The sequence below is a fragment of the Mycobacterium sp. NPDC051804 genome (genome assembly GCF_044452905.1).
GTDB lineage: Bacteria > Actinomycetota > Actinomycetes > Mycobacteriales > Mycobacteriaceae > Mycobacterium.
In genome coordinates, this window is the sequence record NZ_JBITCD010000004.1 from 603,159 (window position 1) to 620,986 (window position 17,828).

General features: G+C 65.4%; 12 protein-coding genes. 10 read left to right on the top strand and 2 right to left on the bottom strand.

What is annotated here, in order from left to right; all coding sequences use genetic code 11:
• The first annotated feature begins 35 nt into the window (after positions 1 to 35).
• The 6 genes from ACIA48_RS18380 (at position 36) to ACIA48_RS18405 (ending at position 9,413) form a co-directional block, all read left to right on the top strand.
• Positions 36 to 905: a MaoC/PaaZ C-terminal domain-containing protein gene (locus ACIA48_RS18380; protein ID WP_396734403.1), complete on the top strand. Its 870-nt coding sequence runs from the start codon at positions 36 to 38 to the stop codon at positions 903 to 905.
• A gap of 125 nt (positions 906 to 1,030) precedes the next feature.
• On the top strand, positions 1,031 to 1,918 hold the full coding sequence (locus tag ACIA48_RS18385) for a universal stress protein (protein ID WP_396734406.1): 888 nt from the start codon (positions 1,031 to 1,033) through the stop codon (positions 1,916 to 1,918).
• Positions 1,915 to 3,444 (top strand): APC family permease, encoded by a 1,530-nt coding sequence (locus ACIA48_RS18390; RefSeq protein WP_396734409.1) that lies wholly within the window; start codon positions 1,915 to 1,917, stop codon positions 3,442 to 3,444. Before ACIA48_RS18385 ends, ACIA48_RS18390 begins: the two co-directional genes overlap by 4 nt.
• Before the next feature lie 68 nt (positions 3,445 to 3,512).
• The gene (locus ACIA48_RS18395) at positions 3,513 to 4,898 is read left to right on the top strand and encodes a 13E12 repeat family protein (protein WP_396734411.1); all 1,386 of its coding nucleotides are present in this window, start codon (positions 3,513 to 3,515) and stop codon (positions 4,896 to 4,898) included.
• Positions 4,899 to 4,923: 25 nt separating this feature from the next.
• Positions 4,924 to 8,217: an error-prone DNA polymerase gene (locus ACIA48_RS18400; RefSeq protein WP_396734414.1), complete on the top strand. Its 3,294-nt coding sequence runs from the start codon at positions 4,924 to 4,926 to the stop codon at positions 8,215 to 8,217.
• 59 nt (positions 8,218 to 8,276) lie between these two features.
• Positions 8,277 to 9,413, top strand: coding sequence for an MFS transporter (locus tag ACIA48_RS18405; RefSeq protein ID WP_396734417.1), 1,137 nt, complete (start codon positions 8,277 to 8,279; stop codon positions 9,411 to 9,413).
• Here ACIA48_RS18405 and ACIA48_RS18410 read toward each other — a convergent pair.
• On the bottom strand, positions 9,410 to 9,826 hold the full coding sequence (locus tag ACIA48_RS18410) for a TIGR03667 family PPOX class F420-dependent oxidoreductase (protein ID WP_396734420.1): 417 nt from the start codon (positions 9,824 to 9,826) through the stop codon (positions 9,410 to 9,412). The genes ACIA48_RS18405 and ACIA48_RS18410 overlap by 4 nt on opposite strands.
• 23 nt (positions 9,827 to 9,849) lie before the next feature.
• Between ACIA48_RS18410 and ACIA48_RS18415 the strand changes: the two genes are divergently transcribed.
• Complete coding sequence (locus tag ACIA48_RS18415; RefSeq protein WP_396734423.1) at positions 9,850 to 10,488, top strand: nitroreductase family protein; 639 nt, start codon at positions 9,850 to 9,852, stop codon at positions 10,486 to 10,488.
• A 1-nt stretch (position 10,489) separates the two neighbouring features.
• On the opposite strand, the gene ACIA48_RS18420 is transcribed toward ACIA48_RS18415, so the two are convergent.
• Positions 10,490 to 10,954, bottom strand: coding sequence for a tRNA (cytidine(34)-2'-O)-methyltransferase (locus tag ACIA48_RS18420; protein ID WP_396735078.1), 465 nt, complete (start codon positions 10,952 to 10,954; stop codon positions 10,490 to 10,492).
• A 187-nt stretch (positions 10,955 to 11,141) separates the two neighbouring features.
• Here ACIA48_RS18420 and ACIA48_RS18425 point away from each other — a divergent pair, with 187 nt between their 5' ends.
• From ACIA48_RS18425 to ACIA48_RS18435, 3 genes are all read left to right on the top strand, one after another.
• Positions 11,142 to 14,306, top strand: a complete 3,165-nt coding sequence (locus ACIA48_RS18425; RefSeq protein WP_396734425.1) for an adenylate/guanylate cyclase domain-containing protein — start codon at positions 11,142 to 11,144, stop codon at positions 14,304 to 14,306.
• A gap of 263 nt (positions 14,307 to 14,569) precedes the next feature.
• Positions 14,570 to 17,407 (top strand): ATP-binding protein, encoded by a 2,838-nt coding sequence (locus ACIA48_RS18430; protein WP_396734428.1) that lies wholly within the window; start codon positions 14,570 to 14,572, stop codon positions 17,405 to 17,407.
• The gene (locus ACIA48_RS18435; RefSeq protein WP_396734431.1) at positions 17,407 to 17,826 is read left to right on the top strand and encodes a roadblock/LC7 domain-containing protein; all 420 of its coding nucleotides are present in this window, start codon (positions 17,407 to 17,409) and stop codon (positions 17,824 to 17,826) included. The genes ACIA48_RS18430 and ACIA48_RS18435 overlap by 1 nt, the downstream gene beginning before the upstream one ends.
• Positions 17,827 to 17,828: the final 2 nt, after the last annotated feature.

A 17,828-nucleotide genomic window follows, 5' to 3' on the forward strand; every position in this document is an offset into this window, starting at 1 on the left:
TGTATCGTCCGACACACCAGCGAAAGGGAGCCTCGATGCCGCTCGATCCGAATGCAATAGGCGCAAAGACGGAACCGCAACTTTTCAAATGGACCGATCGCGACACGATGTTGTACGCGCTCGGTGTCGGCGCGGGACTCGACGATCTCGCGTTCACCACCGAGAACACCCACGACACCCCACAACAGGTGCTGCCGACGTACGCCGTCATTGCGTGTCTGCCGTTCGCGGCCGCAGCGATGATCGGCAGCTTCAACTTCGCGATGCTGCTGCACGGATCTCAGGACATCCGGCTGTTCAAACCGCTCCCCCCGGCGGGCAAGCTCAGCGTCGTCGCTGAAGTCGCCGACATCCAGGACAAGGGTGAGGGAAAGAACGCCGTCGTCATGCTCAAGGCGACGGGCTCCGATCCGGACTCCGGTGAGGTGATCGCCGAAACCCACACCACCGCGGTGATCCGCGGTGAAGGTGGATTCGGTGGCCAGCCGGGACAGCGCCCGTCGGCGCCGGAAATCCCGGACCGCGAACCGGATTCGACTATCGCGCTGCCCACCCGAGAGGACCAGGCGCTGATCTACCGGCTCTCCGGCGACCGCAACCCGCTGCACAGTGATCCATGGTTCGCGCGCGAGCTGGCCGGCTTCCCGAAGCCGATCCTGCACGGGCTGTGCAGCTACGGCGTCGCGGGCCGAGCCTTGGTTGCCGACCTCGGTGGGGGCGACGCAACCAAAGTCAGCGCTGTCGCCGCCCGATTCACCTCGCCGGTGTTTCCCGGGGAGACCCTCACGACGTCGATCTGGCGGACCGAGCCGGGGCAGGCGGTGTTCCGCACCGAGGCTGCCAATCCCGACGGTTCGAACGCACGCCTCGTACTCGAGGACGGCACTGCCGAATACAGCGGCTGACGCTGCGTCACCGGGTAAGCCACCGGCCAATTTCTCTCAAAGCAGGGGTAATCGCGGTCCCGCGTTGACAGGATTCACCACACGACGCCCGTACAACGCTGTGCGAGATGGAGGGTGGTTCGGCTATGAAGCTGATCGTTGGTTACCTGGCAACGCCGGGAGGCGCCGACGCATTGGCGCTCGGAGTGCGGCTCTCCCGCACGCTTGGCGCCGAGCTCGGGGTGAGCATTATCTTGCCGCCGGATCGGACGGTGCCCTCGCTGGTGCCGGTTGGCGGCTATGACGAGCTCCTCACCGAGCAGGCCGAGCACTGGCTCGCCGAAGCGCGCGCTTCGATACCCGCCGATGTCGTGGCGGGTACCCACGTCAGCTTCGACGACTCGTACGCCGATGGGCTGATCAAAGAGGCGGCGCGGGTGCAGGCCGACCTCATCGTCGTCGGAGGTTCCGGCGGTGGGCTGGCGGGCAGTTATTCGTTGGGGTCGGTCGTCAACGAGCTCCTGCATTCGGCGCCGGTCCCCGTCGCGGTGGCGCCGCGCGGCAGCCGTCACTGGTCAGAAAATCGGGTTCGCGAGGTGACGTGCGCGATCGGTGAGCGTGCAGGTGCAGATCTGCTGCTCGACACCGCTGTGCGGTTCAGCCGCGCCGCGGGAACTCCGCTACGGCTGGTGTCGCTGGTGGCGCTGGACCCGATGTTCGGCACCCTTCGGGGCGATGACGACGCGGTGCGTGAGCGTGCCCTCGCGCATGCCGAGCACACCCTCGAGACGGCGAAAAGTCAACTCCCCGCTGATTTTCCGGTGACGTCGACGATTGTCGACGGCCGCACGGTCGAGGAAGCGGTGAGCAAGCTGCGGTGGCATGACGGTGACGTGCTCATGGTGGGATCGAGCCGGCTCAGTGCACCCAAGCGCCTGTTCCTCGGGTCAACGGCGGCGAAGATGTTACGGGTACTGGAGGTCCCCATGGTGGTGGTCCCGAGGGATCAGTTCGACGCCGCGGACCTGCCGTGAGCGAAACCCAAGAGGGAACGGGGCTCGTCTCCAAGGGTTTGGCCGCAGGCAAGGTAGGTACCTTCTCCGGTGCGGTGCTGGGTATTTCATCGGTCGCGCCCGGCTACACCCTGACGGCGAGCATCGGGCTGATCGTGGCCGCCGTCGGACTGAAGATGCCGGCCATCCTGATCGCCGGGTTCATTCCGATGTTCCTCACCGCATACGCATACCGCGAGCTGAACTCGCGGGCACCCGACTGTGGCGCATCGTTCACGTGGTCCACCAAGGCTTTTGGGCCCTATGTCGGGTGGATGTGCGGATGGGGCATGGTCATAGCAACCATCATCGTGCTGTCCAACCTCGCCGCGATCGCCGTGGAGTTCCTGTACCTGTTCATCGCGCGGATACTCGACAACCCATCGATCGCCGAACTGGCCGACAACAAGTTGATCAACATCGTGACGACACTCGCGTTCATCGCGGTCGCCACGCTGATCGCCAGCCGCGGCATCACGACCAGTGAGCGAGTTCAGTACGTGCTCGTCGGCTTCCAGATGACGGTGCTGATCGCCTTTGCGGTCGCCGCGATCCTTCTCGTGAGCCGTGGCGAGGCGCCCGCTGGTCTTTCTTTCAATCTCGAATGGTTCGACCCGTTCACCGGGCTTGCGTTGAGCGCCTTCGTCGTTGGCGTGACGGGGTCGATCTTCGCGTTCTGGGGTTGGGACACCTGTCTGACGCTCGGTGAGGAGTCCAAGGACCCGACCCGGGTGCCCGGTCGCGCGGGTCTGCTGTGTGTGCTGTCGATCCTGCTGACCTACCTGCTGGTCGCCGTCGCGGTGATGATGTACGCCGGCGTCGAAGCGGAGGGCCTTGGCCTTGGCAACGAGGAGAACGCGGAGAACGTGTTCGGTGCGCTCGCCGATCCGGTGCTCGGGTGGGCGGGGCCATTGCTTTTCCTCGCGGTACTCGCGTCGTCGGTGGCCAGCCTGCAGACGACGTTCTTGCCAGCTGCGCGGGCGATGCTCGCGATGGGCGCATACGGCGCATTCCCAAGTCGATTCGCCAGTGTCAGCCCGCGATTCCTGGTGCCGTCGTATGCCACGATGGTCGCCGGTGTGGTGACCGGTGCGTTCTACACGGTCGTGAGCCTGCTCTCGGAGCGCGTGCTGTTGGATACCATTGCCGCGCTTGGCATCATGATCTGCTGGTACTACGGCATCACCGCGTTCGCGTGCGTGTGGTACTTCCGCAAGGAGCTGTTCAGCAACATTCACAACATCGTGTTCAAGTTACTTTTCCCGATGCTCGGTGGAATCATGCTTGCTGCGGTCTTTGTGATCTCGGTGCGCGAGAGCATGAATCCGGAGAACGGCAGTGGCGCCTCCATCGGCGGTATCGGCCTGGTGTTCTACATGGGGTTCGGCATCCTGTTGCTCGGCGCGGTGTTGATGATGATCTGGCGCTTCCGCAGCCCCGCCTTCTTCGAGGGACGCACGCTGTCAGACGGACCGAGTAAGACTGAGTTATCCCCAATGACGGATTGATTCACAGATCGTCGCCCGTCAACGTCATTGCGGCCGCTTCCGTTGGTTGGCGTCGTTAGCGTTGTGATATGGGCGAATTCGTCACCGGAGCAGCAGCACGCGAGCGGTTTCGCGCGTTGCTGGACCAGGTCGACGACGCCTATGCCGAGATGCGGGATACTTCCTCTGACGGTGTGGGTAGCGCGTTTCGGGTGGAGATGGCCGAACGTCTCGAGACACAGGAGCGCACCAACCGGGGATTGATGTACCGGGTGTTCGGTCAGCTCGCCGACCCGCCCGACGAGTCGGGGGTAGTGGGCGGCGTGATCGACGGGCTGTGGGCGCGGTTGCGAATCCCGCGCGACGAGATCAAGCGCCGAATGAAGGTGGCCACACGGATTCGTCCGCGACGTCAGCTCAGCGGGCCGCCGCTGCCACCGGAACTGCCGCTGGTGGCTCAGGCAGTGGAGACTGGCGATATCGGTGAGGACCATCTGCGGGTGATCGGCAAGGCAATGGATCGACTGCCGTCGTGTGTGTCGGCAGATGACCGCCGAGAGGTCGAACGCAGCCTGGTCCGCGAGGCCATCAAGAACGACGCCGAGATCGTCAAGGCCGTAGGCCGCCGTATCGACGAGATCTTTAATCCTGATGGCGATTTCGACGAAGCCGACCGGGCTCGTCGGCGTGGCATGGTGCTGGGGCCGCAGGGTCGCGACGGGATGTCGCGATTGTCGGGATGGATCGACCCTGAAACCCGCTGCTACGTCGAGGCGGTAACCGCCGCGGTGCGTCCGGGCCGACACCTGCCCGACGGCACCCCGGCCGAGACATCCGATGACCGCAGCCGCTCGCAGCGGTGTCACGACGGGATCAAGCTTGGACTGAAGTTGGGCATCGCGTCCGGCGGCATGGGTTCGCACCGCGGCCATGCCGTCACGGTGATCGCCCGCACCACGTTGGGCGAACTCGACCAAGCCGCTCACGCCGTAAATGATCCGGACGTCCCGATGCCGTCGCCGGCGCGCACCGGAGGCAACACCGCACTGCCTATGCGGGACCTGATTCGGATGGCCGCCGACGGGGTCCACTACCTTGCGGTGTTCGAGGAACATAGTGAGCGACCGATCTACCTTGGGCGCCAGAAACGCGTGGCGACTGCCGATCAGCGCATCATCTGCTATTCACGCGACGGCGGATGCACGCGGCCGAATTGCGTCGAGCCCGGCTATCACTCTGAGGTGCACCACGCCGTCGACTGGGCCGCAGGAGGCGTCACCGATGCCGACATGCTGTTCTTCGCCTGCGGGCCCGACCACACGGCGGTCGGCAACGGGCGGTGGCAGACGATGGTCACCGACAGCGGACGGTTGGCATGGACCGACGGAACCCGACCCCCTGACGTCAACGACGCCCATCACCCCGAAGAACTCCTTCGCAGCGACCCTGACCCACCGGACCCCGGATGCGATTAGAACATGTGTTCGATAGACTGCGTGGATGGGCTGGCACACTGGACCGCCGAGCTGGACGGAAATGGAGCGTGTCCTCAACGGCAAACCCCGCCGTGCCGGCTGGCCCATCGACCAGCAGGTCGGCGACGGAGGCGACAGTCCGGCCTGGTCGCGCAAGCGCGGGTCCTACGAGCCGCTGGACATCGACCGCTCCGGATCGTCGGTTCCGTACGCGGAGTTGCATACGCATTCGGCGTACAGCTTCCTCGATGGCGCGAGCACACCGGAGGAACTCGTCGAGGAGGCCGCCAGGCTCGATCTGCGCGCCATCGCGCTGACCGACCACGACGGGCTCTACGGGGTGGTGCGTTTCGCCGAGGCCGCCAAGGAACTCGACGTGCAGACGGTGTTCGGCGCGGAACTGTCACTCGGCGGAGGTGACCGGACCGAGGATCCCGACCCGCCGGGCCCGCATCTGCTGGTGCTGGCCCGCGGCCCGGAGGGGTACCGGCGTCTGTCGCGCGAGCTCGCAAAGGCGCATCTGGCGGGCGGTGAGAAGGGAAAGCTGCGCTACGACTACGACGCGTTGACCGAGGCGGCGGGCGGTCACTGGCACATCCTCACCGGATGTCGTAAAGGCCATGTCCGCCAGGCATTTTCCGAAGGCGGTCCAGACGCGGCGGCCACGGCACTCGTCGATCTGGTGGACCGGTTCGGCCGCGACCGGGTCAGCATCGAGCTCACCCATCACGGGCACCCCTGCGACGACGAACGCAACGCCGCGCTCGCCGAGCTGGCGCCCAGATTGGGAGTCGGCGTCGTCGCGACCACCGGCGCACACTTCGCCGAACCGTCCCGCGGCAGGCTGGCCATGGCCATGGGGGCGATCCGCGCTCGGCATTCCATGGACGAGGCGGCCGGTTACCTTGCCCCGCTGGGCGGTTCGCACCTGCGATCGGGGGGGGAGATGGCGCGACTCTTCGCCGACCGTCCCGAGGTGGTGACGGCGGCGGCAGACCTGGGCGAGCAGTGCGCGTTCGGCCTCGCACTGATCGCCCCGCAGTTGCCGCCCTTCGACGTGCCGAAGGGGCACACCGAAGACAGCTGGCTGAGGCACCTCGTCATGGCGGGTGCTCGAAACCGGTACGGGCCACCCGAGCGTGCCCAGCGGGCGTACTCCCAGATCGAGCATGAGCTGAAAATCATTGAACAGCTGACATTTCCGGGCTATTTCCTGGTGGTGCACGACATCACCCGGTTTTGCAAGGAGAACAACATCCTGGCCCAGGGCAGGGGATCGGCGGCCAATTCTGCCGTCTGTTACGCCCTCGGCGTCACCAACGTCGACCCGATTGCCAACGAGCTGCTGTTCGAGCGGTTCCTGTCGCCGGCGCGTGACGGACCTCCGGATATCGACATCGACATCGAATCGGATCTGCGTGAGAAGGCAATCCAGTACGTCTACAACCGCTACGGCCGCGACTATGCCGCCCAAGTGGCCAACGTCATCACCTACCGGGGACGCAGCGCCGTGCGCGACATGGCCCGCGCTCTGGGGTTCTCTCAGGGGCAACAGGACGCGTGGAGCAAGCAGATCGGCCAGTGGGGCGACCTGACCGAGGCAACACACGTCGAGGACGTTCCAGAACCGGTGATCGACCTGGCCGTGCAGATCTCCAACCTGCCCAGGCACATGGGCATCCACTCGGGCGGCATGGTGATCTGCGACCGCCCCATCGCCGACGTCTGCCCGGTGGAATGGGCGCGGATGGAGAACCGCAGCGTGCTCCAGTGGGACAAAGACGACTGCGCGGCAATCGGTTTGGTGAAGTTCGACCTACTCGGCCTCGGTATGCTCTCGGCGCTGCACTACTGCATCGACCTGGTGCGTGAGCACAAGGGTCTCGAGGTCGACCTGTCCAAGCTGGACCTGTCCGAGCCCGCGGTGTACGAGATGCTGCAGCGCGCCGACTCCGTCGGGGTGTTCCAGGTGGAGTCCCGCGCGCAGATGGCCACGTTGCCCCGGCTGAAGCCGAGAGTGTTCTACGACCTGGTCGTCGAGGTGGCGCTGATTCGCCCTGGCCCGATCCAGGGCGGGTCGGTCCATCCGTACATCAAACGGCGCAACGGGGACGAACGCGTCACCTACGAACACCCGTCGATGGCAGCCGCCCTGCGAAAGACCCTGGGTGTACCCCTGTTTCAGGAACAGCTCATGCAACTTGCGGTGGACTGTGCGGGCTTCTCCGCCGCCGAGGCCGATCAGTTACGTCGCGCGATGGGATCCAAACGTTCCACCGAGCGGATGCGACGGCTGCGGGGCAGGTTCTACGACGGTATGCGCGCGCGGCACGGTATCACGGGCGACGTCGCCGACCGGATCTACGAGAAATTGGAAGCGTTCGCCAACTTCGGTTTCCCGGAAAGCCATTCGCTGAGCTTCGCCTCGCTGGTGTTCTATTCGTCGTGGTTCAAGTTGCATCATCCGGCGGCGTTCTGCGCGGCGCTGCTGCGGGCACAGCCGATGGGCTTCTACTCGCCGCAGTCGCTGGTGGCTGACGCCCGCAGGCACGGGGTCACCGTCCACGGGCCGGACGTCAATGCCAGCGTCGCGCATGCCACCTTGGAGGACGCCGGGAACGCGGTCAGATTGGGACTCGGCAGTGTCCGCCACATCGGTGACGAGCTGGCCGAACGTATCGTCGACGAACGAGAAGCCAACGGAGCGTTCACTTCTCTGGTGGGCCTCACCCAGCGGATTCAACTCAGTGTTCCGCAGACCGAGGCGCTGGCCACCGCCGGCGCGCTGGGCTGCTTCGGGATCACCCGACGCGAAGGGTTGTGGGCTGCGGGTGCGGCCGCCACCCAGCGTCCCGGCCGGCTGCCAGGAGTGGGGGCGTCATCGCAGATCCCCTCGCTGCCCGGGATGACCGAACTGGAACTGGCAGCCGCCGACGTATGGGCGACGGGCGTATCGTCCGACAGTTATCCGACCCAGTTCCTGCGCGAGAACCTCGACGCCCTCGGCGTCGTTCCGGCCGACAAGCTGCTGGAGGTACCCGACGGGACGCGGGTGCTGGTGGCCGGCGCGGTGACTCACCGCCAGCGGCCGGCGACGGCACAAGGGGTCACGTTCATCAATCTCGAGGACGAGACCGGAATGGTCAACGTCGTGTGTTCGCGGGGGGTTTGGGCACGGCACCGCAAGCTGGCCCAGACTGCGTCGGCATTGTTGATCCGCGGTCAGGTGCAGAACGCCACTGGCGCGGTCACCGTCGTCGCAGACCGCATGGGCAACCTCGACATGCGGGTGGCATCGAAGTCCCGCGATTTTCGCTGAGCGCAGCGAAGCGGAACGTCGGGCCCGGCAGATGACCTGGCCCTCGCTACTGTTGAGACGTGTCCCGCTCGCTGTACTTCCTCATCGGCGCGGGAACAGCACTCATTGCCTGTTGCTACGGGTTCGCCCGGTTCGCCTACGGGTTGTTCACGCCCGTCTTCGCCGACGTCTTCGAGCTCGACGGCGCCCTCACCGGAGTCATCGGCGCAGGGAGCTACATCGGATACTGCGCCGCGATCATCCTCAGCCTGCTACTGACAGAGCGAATCGGTTCCCGGCGCGTTGCTGTCCTCGCCGGAGTGGTTGCCACGGTGGGCCTTTCGATCATCGCGGCGGCGCCGTCAGGGTGGGTTCTGGCGCTGGGCGTCCTGGTCGCGGGTTGTAGCACCGGGATCGCATCGCCGCCGCTGGCCGCAGCCGTCGCGCAGTTCGTTCCCGCCGCGAAGGCGGACCGGGCGCAGACGGTGGTCAACGGAGGTACCGGAATCGGCGTGGTGCTGTCCGCCCCGGTCGCCCTGCTGCTGTTGGATCAGTGGCGCGCGGCCTGGTCTGTGTATGCGACTCTCGCCGCAGCGGTGACGATATGGGTCGCTCGCTCCGTCCCTTCGACAACGCGGTCGCGCGCCACGGATTCAGTCGGATCATTCTGGCGCGCAGGCACTGTGACGATGTTGATCGGTGCGCTGCTGTTCGGGGTGGGTAGTTCCGCGGTGTGGACATTTGGCCGCGACTTGATCACGACTGTCGGGGAGGCAGACGCTACGCGCTCATCGATCATGTGGATCGTCCTCGGCGCGGCGGGTGTCGCCGGGGCCCTGGCCGGTGATGCGGTGCAACGGATCGGATTGCGACGGTCGTGGTTGGCCGCCACCGCGACGATGGCCGCGGCGACGCTGTTGCTGGCCGCGGCACCTTCCGAATTCGTTGTGGTGGTCGCCGCCGCCACGATGTTCGGCGCCGCTTACATCGCGTTGACCGGCCTGCTGCTGTTGTGGAGTACGCGCCTGTATCCGGATAGAACGTCGTTCGGGGTCGGCGTGGCTTTCTTCACGATCGCAGCCGGGCAGGCATTGGGAGCGCCCGCGGCGGGCGCGCTCATCGACGCGGTGGGAGCGAAAACGTCGTTCGTCGTCATCGCCACGGTCGGGTTGTGCGCTGTGACGTTGCGTCCTGCGCCCGAGGTGAAACCGGTCTAGCCCTCGGTCGGGGTGGTCCACACCTTGTCGACGCTGATCTTCAACCGTAGGTTGTAGGCCGACAGGAACTCGTCGGTGAAGCCCAGGCTGGCCGCGAGCTCCCCGTATTTCGCGCGATATCGCTCGTCCTGCAACGGATCCGCGTTCTCCGCGTCTACGGTGGCCTCGCCGCCCACGACGATGACGCCCGACCCGGTTCCGTCGGAATCCAGGTTCAGGCTGACGCGGGGATGGTTTTTGATGTGCCGAACCTTCGCGGCGTTGGGTTCCGAATAGACGATGACATCCTTGCCATCGAAGTAGAACCACACCAGTCGCGGCACGGGCTGGCCGGATCTGGCCACCGTGGTCAACCAGCCCGAATGATCGGCCGAAAGTCGGTCGGAAACCTCTTGTGTGTATTCGACTGCCATGCCGCCGAATGTAGTCTCCGGGCATGACACTCAACCTCTCCGTCGATGAAGTCCTGACCACTACGCGTTCGGTACGCAAGCGACTGGATCTGGAGAAGCCGGTGTCGCGCGAGGTGTTGATGGAGTGTCTCGAGCTATCGCTGCAGGCGCCGACCGGATCGAACGCACAGGGTTGGCAGTGGGTCTTCGTCGACGACCCCGAGAAGAAGAAGGCGCTCGCCGACATCTACCGCCACAACGCCGAGCGGTATCTCGAAATGCCGAAGCCCACCTACGGCGACGAACGCGACGAGCAGCGCCCGCGCGTCACCGATTCCGCCAAGTACCTCGCCGAGCACTTCCACGAGGTTCCGGTGATGTTGGTTCCCTGCTTGGCGGGCAGCCCGGACGACGCGGTTGCCGGCAGCGCCGGGTTCTGGGGCTCGCTGCTACCCGCGGTCTGGAGTTACATGCTGGCCCTGCGCTCGCGTGGCCTCGGCTCGGCGTGGACGACGTTGCATCTCGTTGGTAAGGGCGAGCAGCTGGCCGCCGAGGTTCTCGGCATTCCGTTCGACGAGTACCGCCAGGGCGGCCTGTTTCCGATCGCTTACACGAAGGGCACCGATTTCCGGCCTGCCAAGCGGCTGCCCGCCGAGCAGCTGACGCACTGGAACTCGTGGTGATTCAGACCGCGCCACTGAATCCCTGCTGCCGCCACGCCTCGTAGACGACGACCGCGGCGGCGTTGGAGAGGTTGAGCGACCGTCGACCCACGAGCATCGGGATGCGTAGCTGCGCGGTGATGCGCGGGTCGGCCAGCGTTGCCGCGTCCAGGCCGGTGGGTTCGGGACCGAACATCACCACGTCGCCCGGCTCATAGCTGACGTTGTCGAACCGTTCGCTGGCATGTGCGGTGAATGCGTACACGCGCTGCGGTGCAATCGCTTCCCACGCGGCCGCCAGGTCGCGGTGAACCGTGACCGACGCGAGGTCGTGGTAGTCCAGTCCGGCACGCCGTAATTTGGGTTCGGACAGATCGAATCCGAGCGGCTCGACGAGATGCAATTCGCAGCCGGTTGCGGCGACCATTCGAATCGCATTGCCGGTGTTGGGTGCGATGCGCGGCGAGAAGAACAGCACCTTGAACACAACACGCGATTCTTTCAACATGCTCAGCTCGGCGGTCGAATTTGCGGAGGTCAACCGCGGACGTTGCCCACCGCGCCGATCGAAACCCCAATCTTTGACGGATGCGTCAATACCCCGCCTTATGGGTGCCCCCCGCCTAGTCTTGGCCTATGGGGGCGGTCGCAAGCCGCGGATCGGCAGTGCTCGCATGACAGTCGCCGGTGTTGCGTGCGTGACTTGCGGCACCGATCTGCCCGAGAATGCGAAGTTTTGCCACGAGTGTGGCGTCGCCGTTGCGGTCGCTACCCAGCCGGCCGAATACAAGCAGGTGACAGTCCTGTTTGCCGACGTGGTTCATTCGATGGACATAGCCGCTGCGGTCGGGGCCGAACGTCTTCGCGAGATCATGACTTCGCTCGTGAACCGCGCAGCGCACGTGGTCCAGCGCTACGGAGGCACCGTCGACAAGTTCACCGGCGACGGCATCATGGCGCTATTCGGTGCTCCAACGGCCCTGGAGGATCACGCGGTGCGCGCTTGTCTATCGGCGCTGGCTATCCAAGAGGACGGAGAGGCTTTCGCCGGTGAGGTGCAGCGGCGCGACGGTGTCGAGCTACAACTCCGGGTCGGGCTGAACTCCGGTGAGGTGATCGCCGGTGAGCTGGGGTCGGGCCCGTTCGGATACACCGCGATAGGCGAGCAAGTCGGGATGGCACAGCGGATGGAGTCGGTGGCCCCCGCGGGTGGGGTGATGCTCAGCCAGTCCACCGCACGCCTTGTGGCCGACGCAGCCGTGCTGGACGAGATGGAAATGGTGCGCGTCAAGGGTGCCCGTGAACCCCTTCCTGCATATCGTCTGCGGGGAATTGGCGAGCGCAGGTGGGTCGGCACTCAGGAATCGACTCTGGTCGGACGCGAGCAGGAAGTCGCGACGCTTGAAGCGGCACTTGGCCGGACGGTTTATGGCGCCGGCTGTGTTGTCGGAATCGTCGGGCCGGCTGGTATCGGTAAAACCCGACTGGTTCGCGAGACTGCGGCAATGGCGAGCCGACATGACGTCGCGGTGCTTTCAACGTTGTGTCAGTCCCACGCGCGCGACATCGCCTTCCATGCCGCGGTGGGACTGTTGCGAGCACTGTTCGACATTGACGGCATGACCTTCGAGACCGCGCGCCAGCGCGTACGGGCACAGCTTCCCGGTGCAGATCTAGAGGATCTGCGACTGCTCGACGATCTGCTCGGAATACGTGAGACCGACACAGGCGCAGTTGATATCGACCCGGATGCTCGCCGCCGTCGCCTGTCACGGCTTGTCAACAGGGCCGCGACGACGCGGACTGCGCCGACCCTGTACCTCATCGAGGACGCACACTGGATCGACGATGTGAGCGAATCGATGTTGAACGATTTGGTACCCGTCCTTCAACAGACGCGGTCGCTTGTCTTGATCACCTATCGCCCCGAATACCAAGGTGCACTGACCAGAATATCCGACTGCCAGACCATCTCGCTTGCATCCCTTGAGGTTTCGCACATCTCGTCGATGGTGAACGAGTTGCTCGGTGTACACCCTTCGATTGCAGCGCTCTCGGCTCAGGTGACCGAACGAGCCGCTGGGAACCCATTTTTTGTCGAGGAGATCGTGCGCGATCTAGTCGAACGTGGCGTCTTCGATGGGAATTCGGGGGCTTACGCGCTCCGCGTGGACTCCGCACAGGTCAGTGTTCCCGCCAGCGTGCAGGCGACCATCGCCGCACGCATCGATCGTCTTGGTAGCACCGCCAAACGCACATTGAGTGCCGCAGCGGTCATCGGCTCCCGGTTCGACGGGGAGTTACTCGTCCGCGTCGAATCACGCACAGCGTTGAGCGAACTCGTCGATGCCGAGCTACTGGATCCGGTCACGGCGTCGGCGCGAGCCGAGTACGCGTTCCGTCACCCTTTGATCCGCGCCGTGGCGTACGAGTCGCAACTGCTGGCCGACCGCTCGCTGCTGCACCGCCGGGTAGCGGCGGCGATCCAAGAGATCGATCCGTTGGCGGTTGAGAACAACGCCGCGCTGATTGCCACTCACTTGGAGGCTGCCGGGGACCTGAGGGAGGCGTTCGATTGGCACATGCGTGCCGCGACCTGGCTGACGAATCGCGACATCGGCGCGGCACGAGCGAGTTGGGAGCGGGCCAGGAACGTCGCCGATCGCCTGCCTGAGGATGAGCCTGACCACATGTCGATGCGCATCGCTCCCCGCACACTCCTCTGCGGTTTCACCTGGCGCGCCGGTGGTGCCGATCTGGAGGGTTCCGGCTTCGACGAACTGCGTGACCTCTGCGATGCAGCGAGCGACCAAATGTCCTTCGTGATGGGCACATCGGGGGTGCTTGTGGCGATGACTCTCAACCATCGACTCGACGAATTGCGAGCGCTGGCTCCCGAATACGTTCGGCTTCTGGAGTCGACTGGTGACCCCGCACTGATCATGCTGCTCAACACCGCTACCCACGGCATGTTCGAAGCGGGTCAAATCACCGATGCACTGCGATTGTTCCAGCGGGCAATCGACGTCGCCGATGGCGACGCCACCCTGGGCAACTTTTTCTTCGAATCGCCCCTGGCTTGGGTGACGACCCTGCGCGGGCTCGCGCGTTGCAGCCTGGGACAGTCGGGCTGGCGCGAGGACCTGCAGGCGGGCGTGGCAATGGCTCGCACCGCGCAAGGCATGACGCAGGCCGCTGTCACCACATATGGCTACGGGGCGGCCTTCCAGAACGGCGCGCTCGTGCCGGACCCAGTGGTGCTCGGCCATACCGCAGATGCACTTCGCACTGCCGAGAGGTCCGGCGATGACGTTTCGCTGGCGTGGGCGCGGATCATTCACGGCAGCTTGCTGCTCTATGCGCAGGAAGCGAACGATGGTGTCGGCTTGGATCTGCTCGTCAGTGGTCGTCAACAAGCGTTTCGGCATGGAGACCTTCTCACGGCGACTACAGCCGACATCAATCTCGCGGGACACAAGACACGCACCGGGAATTTCGACGGGGCTATCGACGTCGCCCGCGCTACCGTCGAGCACGTCTTCGGCCGCGGCGAAGTGATCAACCGCGGTCCCGCCGCAACCGCGCTGGTGGACCCGCTGCTGCGTCGCGGCACCGAGCCGGATCTGCGCGAAGCACAGGCCGTCGTCAACAGGCTGGCAGCTTGCCCTATAGAACCGGGATTTGTCTTTTATGAGCTGCCGCTTCTGCGGCTACGAGCACTGCTTGCTCGTGCACGCGACGACGAATTCGCCTACCGGGAGTGCGCTGCCCGTTACCGCGCCATGGCGACGCGGCTTGGCTTTGAAGGGCATATCGCGATGGCGCGCGCTATGAGGTGACGTGCGGCCGCAGGATCGGCGGGGCATTTGTCGAACGGCGTCACGAATACGCTGAAAACGTGTTTGCTCTGTTATCGCAAAGCGACAAGAACGTGCCCTTATGAACTCTGTCTGTTCAGTAAGAATTGTGGAACCAGCACGGCACGGCTGGCATACTCGAGCAATTGCCAGGCGCACACCGCCAGCCCGCTGAGCGGGCGAATTATCAGGAAGCATATGAACCACGCTCCAAAACTGGAATATCGACACGCGGGAACACGCGGATGAGTGTGTTCTCGCAGCTCGCATCGTCGGGCGATGCATCTGCCAATTTCGAATTCAAAACCGCGCCACCGCCCAAGAGGCCTAGCCGTTGGTCGGTTTCCAATTGGCCGGTCCGCTGGAAAGTGTTCGCGATCGTATTGGTGCCACTCGTTCTCGCAGGCGCCTTTGGTGGGTTGCGCATCCACAGCAGCGTCACCGAAGCAACGGATTTGCGCCGCGCCGCCGACCGCGCCGAAATGGTCCCCGCGATCGTGAACTACATGGCGGCACTCGACCGTGCAATGTTGGCGAGTTCGACCGGCGGCGATCCGCAGTCCGCGCTCACCGAGTTCGATTCCAGCAGGCAAGAATTGCAGCGCCGGGTATCCGACACCGACATCGCCGACGACGTCAGCAAGGGCGTCACGAGCATGATCGAGGGCGGCCAGGCGCTGATGGACAGGGTCGCCGCCAACAACATCAACCTGTTCGACCGCGTCACCACCTACGCGCCGGTCCTGCTGACCGCAGAGGACGCCATCACCGGGTCGGTGCGCGTCGACGATGAGCGCATCACTGCCGAGACCCTCGGGCTGTCCCGCGCGGTCGGTGCCCGCGGTCAGATGATGATGCAGCAGCTACTCGTCAATCTCGGCGGTGAACTGCCGGAACCCGAGCTGCGCACCAGGATGATCGCGCTCGCCGGTACTGAGCCTTCGACGCTGTTCGGGATGAGCCAGGTGCTCGGTGTCGGCTCGGCTGCGGCTCAACAGCTACAGGGGGAGATGGTCAAACGACTGGCGATCATGTCCGATCCGGCCGCCGTCCTGGTCAACAATCCCGACCTGCGCGCATCCGAGACGGTGACGGACCAGATCGCAACTCAAATCATCAGCGACACCTCCACTTGGGTGACATCGACGGTGGAGGAGCGGGCCGCCGCGCAGCGCACCGCCGCCATCCGGGATGCGGCGATCATCGGCGGCGCCATGCTGCTGGCCCTGATCGTCGTTTTCGTGGTGGCGCTGTCGCTGGTGCGCCCGCTGCGCCGCCTGCGCGACAGCGCCCTTCGCGTCGCCCATGACGACCTGGCCCGCGAGATCGAGCACGTGCGTGCCGGTGGCGATCCGGGACCGATCGATCCGATTCCCGTGTACACCTCCGAGGAGGTGGGGCAGGTTGCGCACGCTGTCGACGAATTGCACGAGCAGGCGGTACTGCTCGCCGGTGAGCAGTCGCGGCTTCAGCTCCAGGTCGGCGACATGTTCGAGACTCTGTCGCGGCGCAGTCGCTCACTGGTCGACCAGCAGCTGTCGCTCATCGACCGGCTCGAGCGCAACGAAGAGGATCCCGAGCGGCTGGAAAGCCTGTTCCGCCTTGATCACCTCGCGGCCAGGATGCGCCGCAACGGCGCCAACCTACTGGTGCTCGCCGGTGCGAAGGTCCCGCGCGAGCAGGCCGAGCCGGTGCCGGTCTCGGCGATCATCAACGCGGCGGCCTCCGAGGTCGAGGACTACACCCGCGTGGTGACCGCGACGGTGCCCGACAGCGAGGTCGCCGGCTCCGTGGCGGGCGACCTTGTCCATCTGGTGGCCGAGCTGCTCGACAACGCTTTGCGCTACTCGCCGCCGATCTCACAGGTGCGCGTGTCCGCGGTGCACACCGGTCAAGGTGGCCTCGTCATCGAGGTCAGCGATATCGGCCTGGGTATGACGGACTCGGATCTGCGGGTCGCGAATACGCGTCTGCAGTCCGGCGGTGAGGTCACCCCCTATACCGCTCGGCATATGGGCCTGTTCGTGGTCGGACGGCTCGCGATGCAGCACGGTCTGGTGGTAAGACTGCGCAGCACCATTGCGGGCGAACCGAATTCGGGCACCACGGCCGGGGTCTACGTGCCCGCCGAACTCCTCGGCGGAGCCGATGCGCCGCACCAATTCAGCGAGCCTGAATACGCGGCCGACGCGCACGCGGGTATCACGACCGCGCTGGCTCTCGACGACCACGGGGACGGCTGGGGCGACTACGACGACGAGCCGCAGGCCCGCAACGGCCACTCCGACGTACCGGTCGCGTTGTTGCCGCAACGCGACCCCGGCGCCAGCGGTATCTCCGACGTCCCCGCATCGCTCGGGCCGCCCGCGGATGCGGCGCCCGAGGACGAGTGGCCCGCCGACGAGTGGCCAGAAGACGAGTGGCCCGAGGACTCGATGCCCGCTCAGACGGCTGAGTTCGGAGACCGCGAACCGGTCGACGAGTGGGTTGCACCTCCTGCGCCCACCGAGCGGCCGGTCGACACCTCGGGGTTCTTCGCCGCCCGGCAGCAGGCCGCGAGTAACGCGGTGTCCGCCCCCGAGCCCGAACCACAGGTCCAACCGCAGCCCGAGCCGGAGCCGTCGGCCACAGCCGGCTCAGACGATGCCATCTACCAGAAGATGCTCTCCGAATGGCTGGTCGACCCGACTGAGCTGGCCAACAGCGCCGATCTGAACTGGGAATCGGTGTGGGACAGCGGCTGGTCGGCAGCGGAAGCCGCGGACGAGGCTCCGGTCGAGCAGCACACCGAGGAGGGCCTGCCGGTGCGCGAGCCCGGTGCGCGGCTGGTCCCCGGCGCGGCTGAATTCGCAGGTAGTGACGCTGGGCACGACCGTAGCGGCGGCGTGCAGGGGAACGCCGAGGGTGCCGACGAGGTAGCATCGGCGGCTGAGTTCGGCTCTCCGGGGCCGGACGCATCATCCGCAGGCGGCGCATTGCCGCAGCGCGATCCCGATGCTGTCCGTGCGAGTATCAGCAGCCATTTCGGTGGTGTTCACGCGGGCCGCTCGCACGCGCGAGAGACCAGAGGAACAGATAGCTAATGACGTACCCGCCACGATCGACGCAGCGCGATTCGCTCGACTGGCTGGTCTCGAAATTCGCGCACGAGGTATCCGGGGTCACCCACGCGGTCCTGGTGTCCGCCGACGGGCTCTTGATGGCTTCTAGTGAGCACATCCCGGTCGAACGCGCCGACCAGCTGGCCGCGGTCGCCTCCGGGCTGGCCAGTCTGTCGACGGGCGCCGCGCAGCTGTTCGACGGCGGCTACGTCATGCAGTCAATCGTCGAGATGGAGAACGGTTATCTGCTGTTGATGCGCGTCGGTGACGGTTCGAACCTGGCGACGCTCGCATCGCGCAATTGCGACATCGGCCAAATCGGTTACGAGATGGCGATTCTGGTGGAACGGGTGGGCGCCGTGGTGCAGTCGTCGCGGCGGCGTGCACCTCAGCACATGTGAGC

What these genes read in the sequence shown, in the direction of transcription:
- ACIA48_RS18430 (WP_396734428.1), top strand. Translation starts at nt 14,570, where the DNA reads ATGAGTGTGTTCTCGCAGCTCGCATCGTCGGGCGATGCATCTGCCAAT.
- ACIA48_RS18410 (WP_396734420.1), bottom strand. Translation starts at nt 9,826, where the DNA reads ATGGCAGTCGAATACACACAAGAGGTTTCCGACCGACTTTCGGCCGAT.
- ACIA48_RS18395 (WP_396734411.1), top strand. Translation starts at nt 3,513, where the DNA reads ATGGGCGAATTCGTCACCGGAGCAGCAGCACGCGAGCGGTTTCGCGCG.
- ACIA48_RS18385 (WP_396734406.1), top strand. Translation starts at nt 1,031, where the DNA reads ATGAAGCTGATCGTTGGTTACCTGGCAACGCCGGGAGGCGCCGACGCA.
- ACIA48_RS18400 (WP_396734414.1), top strand. Translation starts at nt 4,924, where the DNA reads ATGGGCTGGCACACTGGACCGCCGAGCTGGACGGAAATGGAGCGTGTC.
- ACIA48_RS18380 (WP_396734403.1), top strand. Translation starts at nt 36, where the DNA reads ATGCCGCTCGATCCGAATGCAATAGGCGCAAAGACGGAACCGCAACTT.
- ACIA48_RS18435 (WP_396734431.1), top strand. Translation starts at nt 17,407, where the DNA reads ATGACGTACCCGCCACGATCGACGCAGCGCGATTCGCTCGACTGGCTG.
- ACIA48_RS18415 (WP_396734423.1), top strand. Translation starts at nt 9,850, where the DNA reads ATGACACTCAACCTCTCCGTCGATGAAGTCCTGACCACTACGCGTTCG.
- ACIA48_RS18425 (WP_396734425.1), top strand. Translation starts at nt 11,142, where the DNA reads ATGACAGTCGCCGGTGTTGCGTGCGTGACTTGCGGCACCGATCTGCCC.